This is a genomic window from Vibrio sp. 2130-1, assembly GCF_033339515.1.
Map to the genome: position 1 here is coordinate 1 of NZ_JAWOUT010000784.1, position 503 is coordinate 503.

General features: G+C 45.3%; 1 protein-coding gene. It reads left to right on the forward strand.

The window, feature by feature from the left end; all coding sequences use genetic code 11:
* Window positions 1-22 precede the first annotated feature (22 nt).
* Window positions 23-503 (forward strand): efflux RND transporter permease subunit (locus R7Q09_RS28690; protein WP_318144277.1); only part of this gene is annotated, 481 nt, incomplete at its 3' end.

Here is a 503-nt window from a genome sequence, read left to right on the forward strand (position 1 = left end):
GTACAGTAAGTAGGAGTTTGTCATGGAAGATACGAATCAAAAGGGCATCATTGCCTATTTTGCCAATAACCCTGTGGCTGCCAACCTGTTGATGGTGTTTATCATCATCATGGGTATCGTGAGTTACATGTTTATCCAGCGTCAGATGTTCCCGAATATCGAAGTGAACTACATCGACGTTCGCGCGACTTATCCAGGTGCGTCTCCTCAAGAAATTGAAGAGAGTATTTTGGTCAAAGTGGAAGAGTCGATCAAAGACATTACTGGCATTAAAAAAGTGGTGTCACGAGCTTCTCGTGGCAGTGCATATATTTCTATCGAAGTTGATGTCAACGCGGATATCAAGCGAGTGCTTGATGATGTGAATCAGCGCATCGATACTATTTCTAACCTGCCTCTTGGCATGGAGCCCATCAATGTCTATCAGGTTGAATGGCGACAAGACGTGATAGAAATGGGGCTGGTGGGGGACAGGCCTCTTGAAGAGCTTAAGCCGATTGCGA